This is a genomic window from Pseudomonas sp. K5002, assembly GCF_013386655.1.
Lineage (GTDB): Bacteria > Pseudomonadota > Gammaproteobacteria > Pseudomonadales > Pseudomonadaceae > Aquipseudomonas.
In genome coordinates, this window is the sequence record NZ_JACARK010001527.1 from 1 (window position 1) to 1,117 (window position 1,117).

The window sequence follows — 1,117 nt, forward strand, 5'->3', positions numbered from 1 at the left end:
GACCACCGCCGGGCCCATTTGCTCGGCCGGGAACAGCTTCAGCACGTCGGCGCCTTCGGCCAGCGCGGCAAACGCTTCGGTGGGCGTGGCTACACCCGGCGACAGATACAGGCCCGCGGCCTTGGCGGCTCGCAGCACCTTGGCATCGCTATGGGGCATGACGATCACCTGGCCGCCGGCGGCTTTGACTTGATCGACCTGTTCCGGGGTCAGCACGGTGCCGGCGCCGATCAGGCAATCGGCGGGCAGGCTGTCCCGCAGGATGCGGATGCTGGAATAAGGATCCGGCGAGTTAAGCGGCACTTCGATCACCCTGAAGCCCGCCGTGTACAACACCTCGCCGATCGCCAGCGCCTCCTCCGGTCGCAGGCCGCGCAGGATCGCGATCAAACCGTTGTGTGTCAGTGCTTGCTTGAGCATGTCTGGCCTCTCGTCAGGTTGCAGGCAGCAGCCCCGCCGCCATGGCCAGCTGCCAAAGGCCACGCTCGGTAGCCTCCTGCGCCAGGGTCACGTGGGGGAAGCCACAGAGTTGGAGTGCACGCTGGTAGCGGGTGCAGAGTTGGGGTGTGCCGACCAGGACGATGTCGCGCTGCTGGCTGGACTTGCGAGTGCGCAGGCCGGCCAGTTCGTGGCCGATCAACAGCCCGGACAGATAGTCCGGTTGCTCGTCAGGCGCCAGCTCGCCGGTCAATCCCAGGGAGCGTGCGCTGAACAAGTTCGACAACAGCCCCGTTTGGCCGTCTGCCGACAGCGCAACCTGAACACCGCGATCAAAAGCGGCCACCTGAAACTGTTCGGAAGGGCGCTGGGTGCGCCCCAGAATGCTGTGTTGACTGAGCACGGCGAACAACTCGCCGGTCATGAAAGTATCGAAGTGAGTGATGCAGCCTTCCACCACCTCCACCCACTTGGAATGGCTGCCCGGCAGGCCGATCAATACGTCGCGCCCGGTATGGGCAGCCAGGCTTTGCAGCACGCCGAGCACCTGGGTTTCTTCACCGCGCATCACATTGGGCAACGCGCCGCGTTGAATCACGCCGGGCACGATGTGCACCGCTGCGCCCCGCAGGCTGCGCACCACATGCAGCGCCTGGCCGAGGGTAGAGACGTCGGCCGG

2 protein-coding genes are annotated in these 1,117 nt (G+C 65.7%); both read right to left on the minus strand.

The window, feature by feature from the left end; all coding sequences use genetic code 11:
- Positions 1–420, minus strand: a 420-nt coding sequence (locus tag HX846_RS37695) for a 2-dehydro-3-deoxy-6-phosphogalactonate aldolase (protein WP_178967524.1), incomplete at its 3' end; no start/stop codon positions are given.
- 13 nt (positions 421–433) lie between these two features.
- On the minus strand, positions 434–1,117 hold a 684-nt coding region (locus HX846_RS37700; RefSeq protein WP_178967525.1), incomplete at its 5' end, for a 2-dehydro-3-deoxygalactonokinase.